A 19337-nucleotide genomic window follows, 5' to 3' on the forward strand; every position below is an offset into this window, starting at 1 on the left:
GTTCTCACCGTCGGTTTCATCCGGGCGGCTACTCCGACTCCGACTTCGCCGTCTCGGTGATGACCTTGACGACCTCCTCCGGCGTCTTCTTGCCCGCGATCAACTCGGCCACGGCGTCGTTGACCTCCTGGCCCACGGCCGGCGGGTACGCCTGGTCGAGGTAGAGCTGGAAGCCGGTCGCGGCCGACAGGGCGTCGGAGACCACCTTGATGTTGGGGTCGGTCACGGCCGACTCCTCGCCCTTGAGCACGGGGAGCACGCCTCCGGCGGAGACCGCCTTGGAGTGGTTCTCCTGCTTGAGCGCGAACTTCAGGAAGTCCAGCGCGGCGGGCGGGGCGTTGACGCCCACGGCGAGGCCACCGCCGCCGCCGAACGCGTCGGCCGCGGAGCCCTTGCCCCCGTCCACGGTCGGGAAGGTGAAGAACCCGAGGTCGTCACCGAGCCCCTTGCCGGCGTCCTTCTGCACGGCCGGCGCCCACTGGCCCATCAGTTCCATGGCGGCCTTGCCGTTGCTCATGGTGGCGGCCTGCCCGTCGGGGGTGGAGTAGTCGGCGTTGAGGAAGCCCTTCTGGAACGGCTGCAGGTCGACGAGTTCCTTGAGCCGCTGCCCCGCGGCGACGAAGTCGGGTCCGGTGAAGTCGTTGGTGGTGGTGGCCTGGCTGAGCGCGTCCAGACCCGCCACCCGCATGGCCAGATAGGCCCAGTAGTAGTGGCCCGGCCACTTGGCCTTGCCGGCGAGGGCTATCGGGGTGGTCCCGGTCGTCTTGATCTTCTTCACCGCGTCCAGGAACTCGGCCCAGGTGGCGGGCGGGGTGGAGATGCCGGCCTTGGTGAAAATCGACTTGTTGTACCAGAAGCCGACCATGCCGATGTCGGTGGGCAGCCCGTAGGTCTTCCCGTCGAACTGGTAGGCGGCCAGGGAGGCGGGGGTGAAGCCGCCGAGGATGTCACCGGCCTCCGCCGACAGGTCCTTCACCAGGCCCGCCTCGATGTGCTGCTTCAGGACACCGCCACCCCAGGTGGAGTAGAGGTCGGGCGCCTTCCCCGACTGGGTGAGGGTGGCGAGCTTCGGCTTGTAGGAGTCGTTCTCGATGCCGACGTTCTTGATCGTCACATTCGGGTGGGCCGCCTGGTACTCCTTGATGAGGTCAGCCCAGAAGGACTTGAGCGGTTCGGCCGTCGCCAGGTTCCAGAACTCGAAGGTGACCTTCTCCGAGCCGGCGCTCGCGCCCGGTTTCGACCCGTTGTCGTCTCCGCTCGTGCCGCAGGCTCCAAGAAGCACCATCGATGCCGCCAGAGCCACCACGCCTCGCCGACTCAGCATGGGGTTCCCCTTTCGGGAGTGGGTCTGAAAAGTTTCATAGGTTCCCCGAACATTTCGTGACCCGGAGGATAGGTAAATTGCCGGTTACGCGTCAATAGCCGCCGTGGTAGCGAGCTCGAACAGCAACGGAGACGGCCCCCCTGCGGGCCTCCGAAAGTTTTCGGTTAGTATTCGCCGCATGCCATCCAAGAGGCGGGTGACGATCGCCCTGATCGCCGAGGAGGCCGGGGTCTCCGCGCCCACGGTCTCGAAAGTCATCAACGGGCGGCCCGAGGTCGCCTCCGAGACCAGGCAGCGGATCGAGCGCCTGCTGCACAAGCACGGCTACATACGCAGGACCGGCCAGGGCGACGAGCCCGTCGGCCTGGTGGATCTGGTCTTCACCGAGATCGAGAGCCCGTGGGCGATGGAACTGGTGCGCGGCGTGGAGACCGCGGCCCGCGAGGTCGACGCCGGCGTGGTCGTCTCGGTACTGCACAGCCACGCGGGCCCGGGCAGGGACTGGGTGGAGCGGATCGCCACCCGGCGCACCGACGGGGCCATCCTGATCGGCTCGCGGATCAGCGCCGCCCAGCACGGCCAGCTGGCCGCCAGGTCCATCCCCTTCGTGGTGGTGGACCCGGAGGGCGAGCCGCCGCCGGGAGTCGCCTCGGTCGGCGCCACCAACTGGAGCGGCGGCCTGGCCGCGACCCGTCACCTGCTGGAGCTGGGCCACCGCCGGATCGGGATGATCGGCGGCCCGGCCGGCATGCTGTGCAGCCGGGCCCGCATCGACGGCTACCGCGCCGCACTGGAGACCGCGGGGATCACGGTGGACCCCTCGCTCATCGGGTACGGCGACTTCCTGGTCGGCTCGGGCCGCGACCTGGGCCACGCGCTGCTGTCGGCGGCGGATCCGCCCACCGCGATCTTCGCGGGCAGTGACATGCAGGCGTTCGGCGTCTTCGAGGCGGCCAGGCAGCGCGGCCTGCGGGTGCCGGAGGACCTGTCGGTGGTGGGCTTCGACGACCTGCCTTTGGCACGTTCCGCCTGGCCGCCGCTGACCACCGTGCGCCAGCCGCTCCAGGAGATGGCGGCGCTGGCCACCCGGATGGTGCTCGGCCTCGACCGCGGCGGGCACGAGCCCCGGCGGGTGGAGCTGGCCACCGACCTCGTGGTCCGCGACAGCACCGCCCGTCCTGACGGCTGTTGACTGCCGCCCTCCGAAACATTTACGGTGATCGACACGAAAAGTCTCGGTAATCTTGTGAAACTTTCGGAAAGCGGGTTCCCGCATGTCACGACGTCACAGGGCACTACTGACACCGATCCTCCTGCTCCCCACCTTCCTGATTTCACCGGCGGAACAGGGTGCGCTCCGATACCGTGTCCACGTCGCCGCTGGGCGGGCGGAGACGTGAAACGCCTGCGGAGCCGAGGTAAGACCTGGATTTGTCTGGGCACCTGGCCGTGAAACAGGAACCCACCGAGATGTCGCGTCAGCGACATGGCAGGAATCGCCGGCGTTCACGCCGGGGAGGACGTCAAGTCTTCTGGTTCGGCGCCACCCGGCGCCTCATCCGGATCGACGAGGCCGAGGTGACCTACCGCGTCTCCAAGCGGCTGTGGGCACTGGCCGCCCACAGCCGCTTCACCTGGCTCGGCCCGGTCCGGCTCTCCGTCACGGTGTCCGGCCCTACACCCGAAACATCCGTGCCGCGAGGACCACGATGATCCGGGTGGCGGTCGTGGGCACCGGCGGCATCGCGGGGATCTGCCATCTGCCCGCGCTGCGCACCCAGTCGCACCGGGCGCGGGTGGTGGCCGCCGCGGACACCGACGAGGCGCGGGTCAGGGCGTTCTGCGCCGAGCACGCGATCCCGCGGGCGTACCCCTCCCTGGAGGCGATGCTCGACGCCGAGCGGCCCGACCTCGTCCACCTGTGCACCCCGCCGCACCTGCACGCCGCCCAGGCCAGGGCCTGCCTGAAGGTCGGCGCCTGGGTGTGGATCGAGAAACCCGCCTGCCGGTCGCTGGCCGAGTACGACCTGATCACCTCGGCCGAGGGGCCCGGCTACGCCTCGGTGGTCTCCCAGCACCGGTTCGGCTCCGGCGCGCGCCACCTGCGCGCCCTCGCCCCCGAGCTGGGCCGCCCGCTCGTCGCGCTCTGCGTGACCGCCTGGTACCGCGACCACGCCTACTTCGAGGCGCCCTGGCGCGGCCGCTGGGAGACCGAGGGCGGCGGCCCCACCATGGGTCACGGCATCCACCAGATGGACCTCATGCTGTCGATCCTGGGCGACTGGTCGGAGATCCGCGCGATGACCGGCACGCTGGACCGCCGGATCGAGACCGAGGACGTCTCGATGGCCGCCGTCCGCTTCGCCTCCGGGGCCATGGCCTCGGTGGTCAACAGCGTGCTGTCCCGGCGCGAGGAGAGCTACCTGCGCTTCGACTACGCCGAGGCGACGATGGAGCTGCGCCACCTGTACGGCTACCGCAACGCCGACTGGAGGTCCACCTCGGCGCGCTGGAACCCGCCGACCGACCTGCCGAGCTCGCACGAGGCGCAGCTGGCGGAGCTGCTGGACGCCTACGAGCGCGGCGAGCGGCCGCCCATGAGCGGTCCCGAGGGGCGCCGGTCGCTCGAACTGATCACCGGCCTGTACGCCTCGGCGTTCACCGGCCGGCCCGTGCTCCGCACCGACCTCACCCCCGATCACCCCTTCTACCACCGCCTGGACGGACGCGCATGGAGCTGACCTTCACCGAGCGCGGCGTCGAGATCCTGCGCTACGTCCACCGGCCGGAAACGCCGGTGTTCGAATCGCCCAAGCCCTACTTCCATCCGATCAGGACCCTGGCGGGCGACGTGGTCAGCGCCTACCGCCCGCACGACCACCGCTGGCACCGGGGCCTGCAGCTGACCGTCTCGGACCTGTCGGGGGAGAACTTCTGGGGCGGCGGCAGCTACGTCCGCGCCGCCGCCGGATACATGGACCTGCCGAACAACGGGACCATGCGGCACGAGGAGTTCCTCGCCCCCGGCGTGGAGCGGCTGACCTGGCACACCCAGGGCGGCGAGCACTGGGTGGACGAGGTGAGGACCTTCGAGGTCGGCGACGTCGGCGACGACTCGTGGGCGCTGGAGCTGTCCACCGCGATCACCAACGTACGCGGAAGGGACCTGGTCTTCGGCAGTCCCACCACCTCCGGCCGCCCGATGGCCGGATACTGCGGACTGTTCTGGCGCGGGCCCCGCTCCTTCGAGCACGGCCGGGTGATCGCCGAGGGCGGCGAGGGACCGGAGATGATGGGCCGGGAGTCGGCGTGGCTGGCCTACAGCGGCACCCACGACGAGGTCGACCGCTCCTCCACCCTGCTGTTCCAGAGCGCCCGGCCCACCGTCTGGTTCGTCCGCACGACGCCGTTCGCGGCGGTCAACCCGTCCATCGCGTTCCATCGCGAACTGATCCTGCCGCCCGGCGCGACACTGCGGCTGCGCTACCGGATGGTCGTGGCCACCGGCGCGTGGGACCGCCCCCGGCTGGAGGCGTACGTCCGGAGGCACCCGTGTCCGGCACCGGCGTGAGAGACCCAGGGAGCACCCATGTTCGGCACCGGCGTGAGCGATCTGACCGTCTACGACTGGCCCGCCGCCGACGGCCTGCGCGGTGGCTCGCCGCACCTGCACACCCTGTGTGCCGAGGCGTACGCCGTGGTGGCCGGTTCCGGCAGCGTGCAGACCCTGACCTGGGACGGTTACCAGGAGACGGAGCTGGCCCCCGGCTCCGTCGTCTGGTTCACCCCCGGCACCGTCCATCGCCTGGTCAACCGCGGTGACCTGCGCATCGTGGTCCTCATGCAGAACAGCGGCCTGCCCGAGGCCGGCGACGCCGTCCTGACCTTCCCCCCCGACGTCCTCGCCGATCCCGCCGGCTACGCCGGGGCCGCGCGCTCGGCCCCGCGCGAGCGCCGCGATCTGGCCGTCGAGGGGTTCCTGCGGCTCCGCGCCGCGGGCCGTCCCGGTTTCGCCGCCTTCCTCGCGGCCGCCGCCGGCCTCGTCGGCCCCCACCTGGACGCCTTCGAGTCCCGCTGGCGCGAGGGCCCGCTGCGCGCGGCGGAGACGACGGGCGCCCGGCTGGCCGCGCTCCGCGCCGGCGACCTGACCCACCTGCGCGAGGCGGCGGTCACCCGGATGCCCTCCGTACCCCGCGACGGCATGTGCGGCCACCTGCTGACCTATCCGGCGGACCGTCCCGATCGGGACGGGGCCTGAGGCCGGCAGCGGGCGTGGGAACTGTCGGTGCGATCTTCTAGGCTGGCCCCATGGCACGAGCTAACGACGATGTCGCGGCCGCTCTGGAGGAGTACGCCGAGCTGTTCGCGATGACCGGCGGCGACGCGTTCCGGGTCCGCAGTTACCAGAAGGCCGCCAAGGCGATCGCGGGCTCTCCCAAGGACATCACGGCCGTGCCCGTGCGAAGCGTGCCGGGGGTGGGCGAGGCGATCGCCAAGAAGGTCGAGGAATACCTGGAGCGGGGCAGCTTCCGGCAGCTCGACGACCTGCGAGGGAAGGTTCCCCAGGGAGTGCGGCGGCTGACCCGGGTGGCCTCGCTCGGGCCGAAGAAGGCGGTCTTCCTCTACCAGGAGCTGGGCATCGACTCCCCCGAGGCCCTGGTGAAGGCCATCGGAGAGGGGCGTCTCGAGGGCGTCAGGGGCTTCGGCACCAAGACCGTGGAAAACCTGCTCAAGGGGGTCGAGCACCTGGCGGAGAACAGCGCCAGGATGCACATCGGAGCCGCCATGGACCTGGCGGAGCGGGTCATCGCCTCGCTGCCGGGTGCCGAGCGGATCGCCTACGCCGGATCGCTGCGCCGGATGAAGGACACCATCGGTGACATCGACGTCCTCGCGGTCGGCCCCGAGTCGCTGATGGACGACTTCAAGGCCCAGCCCTACGTCGCGGAGGTCATCGCCTCGGGCGACAAGAAGACCTCGATCCGCACCGTCCAGGGTGTCCAGGTCGACCTGCGCCTGGTCCCCGCCGAGTCGTGGGGCGCCGCGCTGATGTACTTCACCGGTTCCAAGGAGCACACGGTGCACCTGCGGGAGATCACGGTGAAGAAGGGCTGGAAGCTGTCGGAGTACGGCCTTTTCGAGGGGGAGCGGGTGATCGCGGCCGCGACCGAGGAGGAGGTCTTCGAGGCGTTCGGCATGGAGTGGATCCCGCCGACCCTGCGCGAGGACGGCGGTGAGATCGCCGCCGCGCTCGCCGGTGAGCTGCCCAGGCTGGTCACCCTGGAGGATCTGCGGGGCGACCTGCACACCCACACCGACCTGACCGACGGGATCGCCTCGCTGGAGGACATGGTCGCCGCCGCCCAGGCTCGCGGCTACTCCTACTACGCGGTGACCGACCACGCGCCCGACCTGGCGATGCAGCGGATGACGCTGGAGGCGGCCCTGGAGCAGCGCGAGCGGCTGCACCGGCTGCAGGAGAGATATCCGAAGATGCGGCTGCTGCACGGCAGCGAGCTGAACATCGCCCCCGACGGCTCGGTCGACTGGCCGGCCGAGGTGCTGGCGGGCTTCGACGTGTGCGTGGCCAGCGTCCACTCGCACTTCACCCAGTCACGCGAGGAGATGACCCGGCGCCTGGTCACCGCGTGCGAGAACCCTCACGTGCACATCATCGGCCACCCGACCACCCGCAGGATCGGCGCCCGGGGGCCGGTGGACGCCGACTGGGACGAGGTGTTTCGCACCGCGGCCCGCACCGGCACCGCGATGGAGATCGACTCCTTCCCCGACCGCTCCGACCTCCCCTCGGACCTGGTACGGCTGGCGCAACACCACGGCGTGAAATTCTCCATCGACAGCGACGCCCACGCGGTTCCCCACCTCGACAACCAGCGGTTCGGCATCGGTGTCGCCCAGCGCGGCTGGCTCACCGGCGACGATGTGATCAACACCTGGCCCCTGGAGCGGTTGCTGGCTTTCCTCGGTCGTTGAGGGGATGATTGAGAGCGGCAAGGGCGTGGCACTCATCGGATATTGCATAGTTTACTGGTAGGAAATAGATGTAGAGAGGAGTGGTGCCGGATGCCGTACGAGAACCTCGACGACGAGGCCGTCTCCCAGCACACCCGAGCCGGGCAGATCCCGCGGGAGGCCCTCGACCGGCTCCGGCCGGCCGCCGTCGACGGCAGGACCCTCGATGACAGCACCGGTGACAGCGCCGACGACAAGGGGGCCTCGGGCGACGATCCGTCCACCCCGGGGATCGTCAAGCCGCTGCCGCCGGAGCTGTTCGTCGAGCACGAGACCAATGCCGAGATGCGCTGGGACGCCATGGGCGACATCGGGTTCCACGTGCCCAACGACCGGTTCTTCGTCCGCAACCACACCTCCACCCCGATCATCGACACGGCCACCTGGCGGCTGCGGCTGCACGGCACGGGCCTGAGCGCCCCCCGGAGTTTCGGCTATGAGGAACTACTCGCGATGCCCGCGGTGACGCGTGACGTGGCGATCGAGTGCGCGGGCAACGGGCGGAGCCTCTTCACCGTCCAGCAGCACCAGGAGGTCATCGGCACCCCGTGGCAGCTCGGCGGCATCGGGGTGGCCCGCTGGCGCGGGGTGCCGCTGGCCACGGTGCTGGAACGCTCCGGGATCACCCCGGACGCCGTCGACGTCATGGCCCGCGGACTCGACCCCGCCTACGTGGCCGACGGGGTCGACTACGGCCGGGTACGCCGCCCGATCCCGGCGGCCAAGGCGCTACGGGATGTCATCCTCGCCTACGAGATGAACGACGAGCCGCTCCCGCCCGACCACGGCCACCCCGTGCGACTGGTCGTCCCCGGCTGGATCGGCCTGGCCTCGGTCAAGTGGGTCGGCGACATCGAGGTGTCCACCTCGCCGCTGTCCTCACCCTGGACCACCGAGTTCTACCGGATGTTCGGCGACGCCTACCCGCCACAGGGCGGCGCCCCGCTGACCACGCAGGGCGTCAGGAGCGCCTTCGAACTGCCCTGGAACGCCACTCTGGTCGCCGGGCGCCCCTACGTGCTGCGCGGGCGGTCCTGGTCGGGCAACGGCCGGATCGCCGACGTGGAGGTGAGCCTGGACGGTGGCGCCACCTGGCAGCGCGCTCCGCTGCGCGGACCGCACGTGGCATCCACCTGGACCCGCTGGCAGGTCACCTGGAGACCCGCGGAGACCGGCCGGCACTTCCTGCTCGCCCGCGCCACCGACGAGACCGGTGCGGTCCAGCCGTCGCACACCACGCACAACGACTTCGGCTACCTCTTCGACGCCGTCGTCCGCCACCCCGTGACCGTCGTGAGCGGGTGACCGGGGCCCCGCCCAGCCGAACGACTCGGCCCACGGCTCCAGATGCCCGCACCCGAGTATCACCTTCGGAAAGAATCGCCGGGACACCTCCATCCGCCAGGCGTGACTACCGAGTGAAATGGGAATGTCACCTAGCGCGATGATCGGCTGGGCCTCCGGACCTCGCCGGAAAGACGTCAGAGGTCCCACGGAGGAAACGAGAGGGAAACGTGCCGACCTGATGATGGCAATACGTGTTCTCCCATCTTCCGCCAGGAGGCTCGACCGATGCGCCAGCTGACCGCGCTCGACGCGCAGTTCCTTCACGCAGAGTCGGCGACCACGGCGGCCCACGTCGCGGGGCTTGCCATCCTCGACCCCGCCTGCTCCCAGGCGGGGGCCGTCACCCGCGAGTGCCTGATCGGGCTGCTCCGCGAGCGGGTGCACCTGGCCCCGGCGCTGAGGCTCCGCCTGGCCACCGTGCCGTTCGACCTCGACCGTCCGTACTGGACGGAAGACCCCGATCTCGACGTCACCGGCCACGTCCACGAGGTGACCCTGGCCGCGCCGGGCGACGAGGCCCAGCTCGCCGAGGAGGTGGCCCGGATCCACGAGCGGCGCCTCGACCGGGGCCGCCCGCTCTGGGAGATGCATCTCATCCAGGGTCTGACCGGCGGCCGGGTCGCCCTGTACGCCAAGGTCCACCACTGCGCCATCGACGGGGTCTCGGGAGCGGAGACACTCGCCGCGCTGCTGGATCTGACGCCCGAGCCCCGCGTCGTCGAGCGGCCCGCGCCCACGCCGCCGACCACCGCCCCCGGTCTGGCGGGCATGCTCGCCGGGGCCGTGGCCAGGTCGGTGATGCAGCCCGCCAGAACGCTGTACTCGCTGGGTCGCATGGCGACCGAACTCGACACGATGCCGCTGGCCTCGGCGCTGCCGGGCGCCCGGCGGGTGGCCGCCGCCACCCGGATGATCGCCGGGAGGGTGCGGGAGTTGCCGGAGCTGCCCGTGCTGACGGCGCCGCGCACACCGTTCAACGGCCCGATCGGCCCCGAGCGGCGCTTCTCCTACGGGTCGATCCCGCTGGCGGACGTCAAACGGGTGGCCAGGAGCTCGGGGGCCAGCGTCAACGACGTGGTCATGACGCTGTGCGCCTCGGCGCTGCGCGCCTGGCTACGTGAGCGCGACGCGCTGCCCGACCGGCCGCTGATCGCCGCGGTCCCGGTCGCGGTCCGCAGCGCGAGCGCCCAGAACGTGGTCGGCAACCAGATCTCCGTCATGGTCACCCCCATCCCGACCGACCTGGCCTGTCCCCGCGAGCGCCTGCGCGTCATGGCGCGGACGATGCACACCGCCAAGCGGCGGTTCGCCGGCTCCCCCGCCGGCTGGCTGAGCGAGCTGTCGTCGATGCTGCCCGCGGCCGTCACCGCGCTGGCGACCTCCACGGTGTTCCGGCTGGCCTCGATCATGCTGCCGCCGATCAATCTGATCGTCTCGAACGTGCCGGGACCGCAGCTCCCGCTGTACCTGTGCGGGGCCAGGGTGCTCGCCTACCACCCCATGTCCGTGCTGACCGACCTGAGCGGCGGGGTCAACATCACCTGCTTCTCCTACGACGGCTCGCTCGACTTCGGCATCCTGTCCTGCCCGGACCGGGTGGCCGACGTGTGGCGGCTCATGGGCCACCTGCAGGAGGCCATGGACGAGCTGATGGAGCAGATCGAGCCCGCCGGGCGGCTCAACCCGGTGGACAGCCTCCCGGCCAGGCAGATGGTGCCCGCCTGAAGGCCCCGCGCCGAGGCGTGGCGGGCGATCAGCCGATCCAGACGGCCTTGGCGTCGCAGAACTCACGGATGCCGTACGCGGACAGCCCGCGCCCGTACCCGGAGCTCTTGACACCGCCGAACGGCAGTTGCGGGTAGGCGGAGACCATCCCGTTGACGTACACCATGCCGGCCTCGATCTCGGAGACGAGGCGCTCCTGCTCCGCCACGTCGCCGCTCCAGACGGCGGCGGCGAGCCCGAAGGGGGTCGCGTTGGCCAGGGCGATCGCCTCGTCGATGTCCGCGACCCGGTACAGCGCGGCCACCGGGCCGCGGACCTCCTCGTGGAACACCCGCATCTCGCAGGTGATACCGGTGATCACGGTCGGTTCGTAGAACCAGCCGGGCCGATCCGGGCTCACTCCCCCGCAGAGCACCCGGGCGCCGAGCCCCGCGGCGTTGGCGACCTGTGACTCGACGTGGTCGCGGCCCTGCCGGGTGGCGAGCGGTCCCACGTCCGTCGCCTCGTCCGCGGGGTCGCCGAGCCGCAGCGACTCCATCAGCGCCACGAACAGCCCGGCGAAGTCGTCGTAGATCTCCTCGTGCACGATGAACCGCTTGGCCGCGACGGAGGACTGGCCGTTGTTGTGCACCCGCGAGGTGACCCCGACGGCGGCGGCCTCGTCCAGGTCGGCGGAGGGCATGACGACGTAGGGGTCGGAGCCGCCCAGCTCCAGGACCGTCTTCTTGATCTCCCAGCCCGCGACCGCGGCGACCGGGCGCCCCTCCCGATCGGCCCCGGTGAGGGTGACGGCCGCCACCCGCCGATCGCGCAGCAACGGCTCGACCCGCTCGGGCTCGATCAGCAGGACCTGCGCGCATCCCTCGGGAAAACCGGCCCTGGCGAACAGCCCGCCCAGGTGCAGCGCCGTCTGCGGCACGTTCGGCGCGTGCTTGAACAGGCAGACGTTGCCCGCCATCAGGGCGGGCGCGGCAGACCTGACCACCTGCCAGAGGGGAAAGTCCCACGAGGTGATCCCGAGGACAGGGCCCAGCGGCTGGTAGCGCACGTACGCCTGCCGCGCTCCCACGGCGGGCCCGTCCGCCGACTCGTCCGCGAGGAACTCCTCGGCGTGGTCGGCGAAGAAGCGCATCTCCCGCACGCACATGTCCACCTCACAGTGGGCGGCGGCCAGCGTCTTGCCCATCTCGGTGGTCACCAGCCGTGCCAGCCGGTCCTGCTCGGCCCGGATCAGGCCGGCGGCGGCGTGCATCCAGGCCGCCCGCTGCTTGAGGTCGACCGTCCGGTACTCGTGGAACGCGGAGGCGGCGAGTGCCACCCGCCGTTCCACCTCCTCCTCGCGGATCGGGTCGAACGTCCTGACGGTCTCGCCCGTGGCCGGGTTGATCGTCGCGATCGCCATCGGTGCCTCCCGGAGAATCGCCGTCGCTGCCTCCCGGAGAAACATCGCCACCGGACGGCGAAGCGTTCGGGCGACCTTCCCCTCTTCCTTTATGCCCCCTTATGTCCAATATTCGTCCTCGCGGCCGGCGGGAGGAGCCGGAAGGGCTCATCGGGCTCCGACAGCCTCCAGGAGCATGGGAAGCGCCCGGCGCAGCTCCCGGTTCCAGTAGGTCATGTTGTGGCGCCCCGAGTAGAAGTGGGGCTGGAAGGGAATGTCCAGCGACTGCAGGCGTCCGGCGAAGGCCAGTGTCGCCTTGTGAGCGAGTTCCTCGGTGATGTCCCCGAACAGCTCACCGTCCCCCTTGCCGCCGTCGCCCGAGGCCAGGTAAAGGCGGACTCCGCGCAACCTGCCCGCCAGATGGTACGGGTCGTGCCGCTCCCACACCTCGCGATCCTCCCGCGGATCACCCCAGATCCGCTTCCAGTCGGTGCCGAAACAGCCCGCCGTGGTGCCGAGCATGACCGCCAGGTCGACCCCGGGCATGAGGATGTGCACCGCGCCGCTGAAGGAGGCCGCGGCCTTGAAACCACCGGCCGCCGCATACAGCATCGCGCCCTGGCCGCCCATGGAGTATCCGGCGATGGCCCGCTCCCTGCCCGCGGCGTACCTGCTCTCCAGCAGCGGAAGCAGCTCCTTGAGATGGTAGGTCGCCCACCTGGGCGGCCCGCCCTCGCCGCCGTTGTACCAGTCGGAGTAGCTGCCGCACTTGCCGCCGTCGGGCATGACCACGATGACCTGATCGTTCTCCGTGAACCTCTCGACGTCGGACCTCGACCATCCCTCGTAGTCGTCGAGCCCCCCGTGGAGCAGCCAGAGCGTCGGCCAGGTCCTGCCCGCCTGTCTGGACCAGCCCTTGGGCAGCAGCAGCCGTACCCGGGTGACGTCGTCGAGGGCCGCCGAGCGCAGGGTCAGATCCATCCGGCGGCCACCGGACCGTTTCTCCCCGACCACCTCGACACCGTCGGGAACCCCTTCCGGCCTCCTGGACGCGTCCGGCGTGCGGGGCCGCTCCGAGGTGGAAGGGCCCGGCGGGTCCGCGACGGTCCCGCGCTGGTTGGAGATCAGGGCGATCGCGGCGGCCACCGCCAGGACGAAGAGACCGCCCGCGATCACAGCACCGATGAGAAGTCCGGGTAACCGTGAACCGGGTGCCATGGGAGCCTCCGACAGTCTTATTGACGCCGCACATAATAATGCTCCGACGGCTACCGCCGATGCCCCGCACCCGCGCGATTACCCGAGAAATAGAGTTAGCCCATGAGCTTTTCTGAGCTGAACCTGTTTCCTCTCTGTCTCGGCGGCAACGTATTCGGCTGGACCGCGGACCGGAACGACTCCTTCGCGGTCCTGGACGCCTACGCCGAGGCGGGCGGCAATTTCCTCGACACCGCGGACGTCTACTCCGCGTGGGTGCCCGGACACGTCGGCGGGGAGTCCGAGACCGTCATCGGCGAGTGGATGGCCTCCCGCCGCAACCGTGACCGGATCGTGGTGGCGACCAAGGTGGGTTCACTGAACGGCCGCACCGGGCTGTCGGCGGCCAACATCCGAGCCGCGGCCGAGGACTCGCTCCGGCGGCTGCGTACCGACTACATCGATCTGTACTGGGCCCACATCGACGACGCGGCCACGCCCCTGGAGGAGACCCTCGGCGCGTTCGACGACCTGATCACCGAGGGCAAGGTACGCAACATCGGCGCCTCGAACTACAGCGCCGAGCGGCTCGCGGAGGCACTGGAGATCTCCGAGCGGGAGGGCCTGGCCCGGTACGGGGTGCTGCAGCAGCACTACAACCTTCTCGAGCGCGGCTACGAGGGGGCGCTGCGAGACGTGGTGGCCGAGGCCGGGCTGACCAGCACACCGTACTTCGGCCTGGCCCGCGGCTTCCTGACCGGCAAGTACCGGCCCGGGGTCACGGTGGACAGCCCCCGCGCGGGCCAGGCATCGCAGTACCTTCACTCCGAGCGCGGGCCGAGGGTGATCGACGCCCTGGACAAGATCGCCGCCTCCCACGGAGCCACCCCGGCCACCATCGCCCTCGCCTGGCTGGCCGCCCAGCCCACGGTGGCCACGCCGATCGCCAGCGCCCGCAACGTCGAGCAGCTTCGGCCGCTGCTCGCGGTCGCCGACCTGACGCTGTCCGAGGACGAACTGGCCCTGCTGGAGGAGGCGTCCCGCTAGAAGGACACAGCGGGACCCGGCCGTGGTGCGGCCGGGTCCCGCCGGGTTCGGGAGCTGTGCCGGATCGGCGCCTAGTCGGCGCTGGGCTCCAGCTCAGGGTCGGTACCGGGCTGCCGCTGGACCTCGGTGCCCGGCCGGTGCGAGGTGGCCTGCTCGGCACCGATGCCGGTGAGCGAGCGGACCTCGATCTCCGCGTACTTGCCGGCGCTGTACTCCTTGCTGAGGCGGGCGCCGACGAACCCGGCCAGGAAGCCGAGCGGGATCGAGACGATGCCGGGGTTGCTCAGCGGGAACCAGGCGAAGTTCGCGTCGGGGAACAGCGAGGTGGCACTGCCGGAGACCACCGGCGAGAAGATCACCAGCACCAGCGCGGAGACCAGGCCGCCGTAGATCGCCGAGACCGCGCCCGCGGTGTTGAACCGCTTCCAGAACAGGCTGTAGAGGATCGCGGGCAGGTTCCCCGAGGCCGCCACGGCGAAGGCGAGCGCGACCAGGAAGGCCACGTTCTGCCCCTGGGCGAGGATGCCGAGCCCGATGGCGACCGCGCCGATGACGAAGGCCGAGATCCGGGCGACCAGCACCTCCTCCTTGTCGGTGACGTTGCCGCGCTTGAACACGTGCGCGTACAGGTCGTGGGCGAAGGAGGAACTCGACGCCAGCGTCAGCCCGGCGACGACCGCCAGGATCGTGGCGAAGGCGACCGCCGCGATGACGGCCAGCAGGATCGTGCCGCCGACCTCGCCGAAGAGGGTCTTGCCGACCGCTTCGGCGAGCATCGGCGCCGCGGTGTTGCCCGCCTTGTCCTGTGCCGTGATCGCCTTGCCACCGACCAGGGCCGCGGCGCCGAAGCCGAGCACCAGGGTCAGCAGGTAGAAGACGCCGATGATGCCGATGCCCCACAGGACGGACTTGCGGGCCTCCCGAGCGGTGGGGACCGTGTAGAAGCGGATCAGGATGTGCGGCAGGCCCGCGGTGCCGAGCACCAGGGCCAGGCCCAGGCTGATCAGGTCGATCTTGCCCGCGAGGCCCTGCGCCTCGGTGCCGTACTTCAGACCGGGCTCAAGGAACGCCTGGCCCTTGTCGCTCTGCGCGGCGGCGTCGCCGAGCAGGCCGGACAGGTTGAAACCGTAGTGGCCGAGCACCAGCAGGGTGACCAGGGTGGCGCCGCCCATGAGCAGCACCGCCTTGACGATCTGCACCCAGGTGGTGCCCTTCATGCCGCCGACGACCACATAGACGATCATCAGGACACCGACGCCGACGATCGTGAGCGCCTTGCCCGCCGGCGAGGTGACGCCGAGCAGCAGGCCGACCAGCGCGCCCGCGCCGACCATCTGGGCCAGCAGGTAGAAGATCGACACCGTGATGGTGGAGACGCCCGCCGCGGTACGGACCGGGCGGGGGCTCATCCGGAAGGCCAGCACGTCGGCCATGGTGAACTTGCCGGAGTTGCGCATCAGCTCGGCGACCAGCAGCAGCGCCACCAGCCAGGCGACCAGGAAGCCGATCGAGTACAGGAAGCCGTCGTAGCCCGACAGCGCGATGATCCCGGCGATTCCCAGGAAACTCGCGGCCGACATGTAGTCGCCGCCGATGGCGAGACCGTTCTGCACGCCGCTGAAGGACCGGCCACCGGCGTAGAAGTCGGTGGCGTCCTTGGTGTTGCGGCTGGCCCAGAAGGTGATCCCCAGCGTTCCCGCGACGAAGAGCAGGAACAGGATCGTGGACAGGGTCTGGTGGCTCATTCGGTCTTCCCCTCGGCCTGGTGACGGATCTCGTCAGCCAGCGGGTCGAGCTTCTTCTCGGCGAAACGGGAGTAGGCCCAGGCGATCCCGAACGTCGACACGAACTGGAGCAGACCGAAGATCAGCGCCACGTTGATGTTGCCCAGGACCTTCGTGCCCATGAAGTCACGTGCCCAGCCGGAAAGGACGACGTAAAGCAGATACCACCCGAGAAACGCCGCGGTCATCGGGAACGCCCAGGCCCGAAAACGCCTCTTCAACTCCTGGAACTGTTCACCGGCCTGAATCTCTTCGTAGACCGATGAGTCATGTTGCCTGGCGGTCACAAGACCTCCCACAAATGTGATCTGGATCACGGACACCGTAGGAGGGGAGGCCGCCCTTCGTGGAGACCCGCTCGCGGACTCTTCGCCGAGGCGCCGCCGCGTCGCGTTCAGCTGGACGTGGCTTGCGGTGAAAGGTCTGTCCCGCGCGACGAACGGTCACCGCCGAAGGGACCACGGCCGGGCGGCTCGCCGAACCCGTCAGGAGGAGCGGGGCCGCCAGTCACCCCGGTCCAGGTTGAGGATCTCCGGGGTGTGCAGGCGCACCATCGTACGGGCCACGTTCGGCGGGATGCGCCCCGGCGTCAGCAGCGAGACCAGCACCATGACGAGAAAGGCGATCGGCACCGTCCACGCGGCGGGCTGGGCCAGCATGGCGCCCACCAGACCGGGATAAGGTCCCCCTCCGATCGTCATCAGAACCGCGCCGCAGGCCAGGCCACCGCCGGCGAGCAGTCCCGCCATCGCCCCGGCGGGAGTCAGCCGACGCCACCAGATGCCCAGCACCAGCAACGGGCAGAAGGAGGAGGCCGCCACCGCGAACGCCAGGCCGACGACGTCGGCGACCGGTAGCGAGCGGGCCAGGGCCGCCAGGCCCAGCGGAACGATCACGGCGAGCACCGCCGCCGCCCGGAACGACCGCACCCCTCCCTTGAGAATGTCCTGCCCGATGACCCCGGCGACCGAGACCGTCAGCCCGGAGGAGGTCGACAGGAACGCCGCGAACGCCCCGGCCGTCACCAGCGCCGTCAGCAGGTCGCCGGCCACACCGCCGATCAGCCGTCCCGGCAGCGTGAGCACCACCGTGTCACTGCCCTCCAGCTCCGGGACGTAGATCCTGCCCAGCGCGCCGTAGACGGCCGGCAGCAGGTAGAAGGCACCGAGCAACGACAGGACCACCAGCGTCGTACGGCGGGCGGCCCGGCCGTCGGGGTTGGTGTAGAAGCGGACCAGCACGTGCGGCAGCCCCATGGTGCCCAGGAACGTGGCCAGGATCAGCGAGTAGGTCGAGTAGAGACCGTACTCCCTGCCGCTGGAGAGCGGCAGCGCCCAGGTGGCCACATCCCGCTCGCTCAGCCCCGGCGCCCCCCCGCTCCGCCACGCCAGCAACAGGAACACCAGCGGCACGGCCAGGGCCGTGAGCTTCAACCAGTACTGGAAGGCCTGCACGAACGTGATCGACCGCATACCCCCCGACATCACGTTCACCGCGACCACGGCCGCCACCAGCAGACCCCCCGCCCACTCCGGGGCACCGGTGATGGCCCGCAGGACCAGGCCCGCGCTCTGGAACTGCGGCATCAGGTACAGCCAGCCGATCAGCACGACCAGCACCCCGGCCATCCGCCGCACCGCCATCGACTCCAGCCGCGCCTCGGCGAAGTCGGGCAGCGTGTAGGCGCCCGAGCGGCGCAGCGGAGCCGAGACCAGCACGAGCAGCACCAGATAACCGCCCGTCCAGCCGACCGGCAGCCAGAGCATGTCCGCGCCGTAGGTGAGAATCAGCCCGGCGACGCCCAGGAAGCTCGCGGCCGACAGGTACTCCCCGCCGATGGCCGAGGCGTTCCACAGCGGGGAGACCGTGCGGGAGGCGACGTAGAAGTCGGAGGTGGTCCGCGACAGCCGGATCCCGAAGGCACCGATCAGCACCGCGGCCAGCACCACCAGCACGACCGCCGTCACGCCGTACGCGGTGCTCATCTGATGCCTCCCGGCGTGGAGACCTCGGGCTCCTGGCCCTGAACGGGGGTCAACGGGCCCTGTCCACCAACTCGGCGAAGTGGCGCTCGTTCCGCTCCGCCTGCCGGACATAGAGCCAGGCACCGATCACGAACGCCGGGTAGATCAGACCGGCCAGCACCGCCCAGGGCAACGGGATCCCCAACAGGCGGACCGCGTGCAGCTCGGGCACCAGCAGGAACAGCAGCGGCAGCCCCACCACCACACACCCCAGCACCGTGCAGACGAACAGGGCCAGCCGGAACTGGGTGCGGACCAGCGAGTGCATGTAGATCTCGCCCAGCCGGGTCTGCTCGTCGATCTCTCGGGTGACCGGGTAGCGGGGGTGACGGGGGGCCATGGTGCGAGGACTGGTCACCACCTCGCGCCGTGGCCGCTCGGACTCCCTGCGCAAGCGGTCGGGCTCCTTACGCGACCGCTCGGAATCCCTACGCGACCGCTCGGAATCCTTACGCGACCGGTCGGTGATCCACCGGCGCGGCTCGGCCTCCTCCCTGGCCCCCGGGTCGCGGCTCACTCCGGCCTGCCCTTGCGCGCCCGGCGGACCAGGAGGTCGCGCAGCTCGCGGGTGTGACGGCGGCTGACCGGGATCTCGGTCTCACCGATGCGGACCACGCACCGGCCCGAGTCGATGTGCAACTCGTCGATGTGCTTGACCGCGACCAGGTGGCTGCGGTGCACCCGGACGAAACCCGCCAGCGACCAGCGCTCCTCCAACGTGGCCAGCGAGATGCGCACAAGGTGACTGCCACCCGCGGTGTGCAGGCGGGCGTAGTCACCCTGTGCCTCGACGTAGCGGACCTCGGTGCTGGCCACGAACCTGGTGACACCGCCGAGTTCGACCGGGATGGTATCGGGGTCGGTACGGCCCGCGCCCTCGCTCTCCGGCAGCTCCGCCGAGACGAACACCCGCCGGATGGCCTCAGCCAGCCGCTCCGGCCGCACCGGCTTGAGCAGGTAGTCCTCCGCCTTGATCTCGAAGGCGTCCACCGCGTGCTCCTCGTAGGCTGTCACGAAGACCACCCGGGGCGGGTTGGCGAACTGCGAGAGCAGACGGCCGAGCACCACCCCGTCCAGACCGCGCATCCGGATGTCGAGGAAGACCGCGTCGATCGGCCGCCCGTCGGCGATCGCCCGGTCCAGCACACGCAGCGCGGCGGCCCCGTCCCTGGCCAGGGAGACCTCTCCGATGCGGGGGTCGTCCCGGAGCAGGTAGGCCAGGTCCTCCAGCGCGGGAAGCTCGTCGTCCACCGCAAGGACACGCAGGCCGGTCACGGTCACTCCTCCAGGTCGTTCACGTGGGAATTTCTAGAGGGTGATGAATTAGACATCGCCTGTCAACTTCTTCATATTCGGGAGAAGACCCAATCCGGCCTGGGCACCCGGTCAGACCGGAGATCCCGGTGGCCGGGCGGACGGACCGGCGGGGGTGATCCCGGCGGGCGGCCGGTGAACGGCACGGCGGGCGGACGAGC

Annotated in this window: 17 protein-coding genes; 9 read left to right on the top strand and 8 right to left on the bottom strand. The window is 70.4% G+C overall.

Annotated features, from left to right (window positions below; translation table 11 throughout):
* Window positions 1-28: 28 nt before the first annotated feature.
* A complete protein-coding gene (locus ACQP0P_RS30555) occupies window positions 29-1324 on the bottom strand; it encodes an extracellular solute-binding protein (RefSeq protein WP_433361033.1) in 1296 nt (431 codons plus the stop codon).
* A 178-nt stretch (window positions 1325-1502) separates the two neighbouring features.
* Between ACQP0P_RS30555 and ACQP0P_RS30560 the strand changes: the two genes are divergently transcribed.
* The 8 genes from ACQP0P_RS30560 to ACQP0P_RS30595 all read left to right on the top strand — a co-directional run bounded on the left by ACQP0P_RS30560 (window position 1503) and on the right by ACQP0P_RS30595 (window position 10429).
* Window positions 1503-2516, top strand: coding sequence for a LacI family DNA-binding transcriptional regulator (locus ACQP0P_RS30560; RefSeq protein ID WP_433361036.1), 1014 nt, complete (start codon window positions 1503-1505; stop codon window positions 2514-2516).
* A gap of 278 nt (window positions 2517-2794) precedes the next feature.
* Entirely contained in the window at window positions 2795-3037 is a 243-nt protein-coding gene (locus ACQP0P_RS30565) for a hypothetical protein (protein WP_433361039.1), read from the top strand.
* Window positions 3034-4065, top strand: coding sequence for a Gfo/Idh/MocA family protein (locus ACQP0P_RS30570; protein WP_433361042.1), 1032 nt, complete (start codon window positions 3034-3036; stop codon window positions 4063-4065). Before ACQP0P_RS30565 ends, ACQP0P_RS30570 begins: the two co-directional genes overlap by 4 nt.
* Entirely contained in the window at window positions 4056-4895 is an 840-nt protein-coding gene (locus ACQP0P_RS30575; RefSeq protein WP_433361045.1) for a PmoA family protein, read from the top strand. The genes ACQP0P_RS30570 and ACQP0P_RS30575 overlap by 10 nt, the downstream gene beginning before the upstream one ends.
* Window positions 4896-4913: 18 nt before the next feature.
* Window positions 4914-5582, top strand: coding sequence for a cupin domain-containing protein (locus tag ACQP0P_RS30580; RefSeq protein WP_433361048.1), 669 nt, complete (start codon window positions 4914-4916; stop codon window positions 5580-5582).
* Between the two features lie 50 nt (window positions 5583-5632).
* Window positions 5633-7318: a DNA polymerase/3'-5' exonuclease PolX gene (gene polX / locus ACQP0P_RS30585; protein ID WP_433361051.1), complete on the top strand. Its 1686-nt coding sequence runs from the start codon at window positions 5633-5635 to the stop codon at window positions 7316-7318.
* Between the two features lie 90 nt (window positions 7319-7408).
* Window positions 7409-8662, top strand: a complete 1254-nt coding sequence (locus ACQP0P_RS30590; RefSeq protein ID WP_433361054.1) for a sulfite oxidase — start codon at window positions 7409-7411, stop codon at window positions 8660-8662.
* Window positions 8663-8929: 267 nt separating this feature from the next.
* The gene (locus ACQP0P_RS30595; RefSeq protein WP_433361057.1) at window positions 8930-10429 is read left to right on the top strand and encodes a WS/DGAT/MGAT family O-acyltransferase; all 1500 of its coding nucleotides are present in this window, start codon (window positions 8930-8932) and stop codon (window positions 10427-10429) included.
* A 28-nt stretch (window positions 10430-10457) separates the two neighbouring features.
* Here ACQP0P_RS30595 and ACQP0P_RS30600 read toward each other — a convergent pair whose 3' ends face one another.
* The gene (locus ACQP0P_RS30600) at window positions 10458-11831 is read right to left on the bottom strand and encodes an aldehyde dehydrogenase family protein (RefSeq protein ID WP_433361060.1); all 1374 of its coding nucleotides are present in this window, start codon (window positions 11829-11831) and stop codon (window positions 10458-10460) included.
* A 147-nt stretch (window positions 11832-11978) separates the two neighbouring features.
* Window positions 11979-12986: an alpha/beta hydrolase gene (locus ACQP0P_RS30605; protein ID WP_433361063.1), complete on the bottom strand. Its 1008-nt coding sequence runs from the start codon at window positions 12984-12986 to the stop codon at window positions 11979-11981.
* A 144-nt stretch (window positions 12987-13130) separates the two neighbouring features.
* Here ACQP0P_RS30605 and ACQP0P_RS30610 point away from each other — a divergent pair, with 144 nt between their 5' ends.
* Entirely contained in the window at window positions 13131-14054 is a 924-nt protein-coding gene (locus ACQP0P_RS30610) for an aldo/keto reductase (RefSeq protein WP_433361066.1), read from the top strand.
* A 71-nt stretch (window positions 14055-14125) separates the two neighbouring features.
* Here the strand turns inward: ACQP0P_RS30610 and ACQP0P_RS30615 are convergent, their stop codons facing one another.
* The 5 genes from ACQP0P_RS30615 to ACQP0P_RS30635 all read right to left on the bottom strand — a co-directional run bounded on the left by ACQP0P_RS30615 (window position 14126) and on the right by ACQP0P_RS30635 (window position 19137).
* Window positions 14126-15799, bottom strand: a complete 1674-nt coding sequence (locus tag ACQP0P_RS30615; protein WP_433361069.1) for a solute symporter family protein — start codon at window positions 15797-15799, stop codon at window positions 14126-14128.
* Window positions 15796-16161: a DUF485 domain-containing protein gene (locus tag ACQP0P_RS30620; protein WP_433361072.1), complete on the bottom strand. Its 366-nt coding sequence runs from the start codon at window positions 16159-16161 to the stop codon at window positions 15796-15798. Before ACQP0P_RS30620 ends, ACQP0P_RS30615 begins: the two co-directional genes overlap by 4 nt.
* 162 nt (window positions 16162-16323) lie before the next feature.
* Window positions 16324-17823: a cation acetate symporter gene (locus tag ACQP0P_RS30625; protein WP_350955866.1), complete on the bottom strand. Its 1500-nt coding sequence runs from the start codon at window positions 17821-17823 to the stop codon at window positions 16324-16326.
* A gap of 49 nt (window positions 17824-17872) precedes the next feature.
* Entirely contained in the window at window positions 17873-18379 is a 507-nt protein-coding gene (locus tag ACQP0P_RS30630; RefSeq protein WP_433361075.1) for a hypothetical protein, read from the bottom strand.
* Window positions 18376-19137 (bottom strand): LytR/AlgR family response regulator transcription factor, encoded by a 762-nt coding sequence (locus tag ACQP0P_RS30635; protein WP_211263913.1) that lies wholly within the window; start codon window positions 19135-19137, stop codon window positions 18376-18378. The genes ACQP0P_RS30630 and ACQP0P_RS30635 overlap by 4 nt, the downstream gene beginning before the upstream one ends.
* Between the last annotated feature and the right edge of the window lie 200 nt (window positions 19138-19337).

The sequence above is a fragment of the Streptosporangium sp. CA-115845 genome, assembly GCF_050943795.1.
Taxonomy (GTDB): domain Bacteria; phylum Actinomycetota; class Actinomycetes; order Streptosporangiales; family Streptosporangiaceae; genus Streptosporangium.